The organism is Neisseria sp. HMSC065C04, assembly GCF_001815375.1.
Lineage (GTDB): Bacteria > Pseudomonadota > Gammaproteobacteria > Burkholderiales > Neisseriaceae > Neisseria > Neisseria flavescens_D.
The window spans coordinates 1-202 of the sequence record NZ_KV820391.1 but is presented as its reverse complement, the minus strand read 5'-3'; the positions used below and the strand labels follow the sequence as shown (position 1 = coordinate 202).

Annotated in this window: 1 pseudogene; it reads right to left on the bottom strand. The window is 51.5% G+C overall.

From position 1 onward, the window contains the following. Nucleotides 1-202: pseudogene (locus HMPREF3022_RS02045) on the bottom strand (sel1 repeat family protein); the annotation flags it as partial.

Sequence of the window (202 nt, the reverse complement as noted above, 5' to 3'; positions counted from 1 at the left end):
TCGGGCGGATTTTGGTAGAACGCCGCGTCTTCCTTACTCATTGCCGAATAGATGCCTTTCCAATGGGTTTTAGCGGGAGGCAGTGGCAGAACCTCGTCCAGACGCGGGAAGGTATAGAAAATATTGCCGCTGGTAGTATCCGTACCTTGAAGTGCTACATATAGTTCATGATAGGCTGCTATTCGAACGGGGTCGGCAGGGA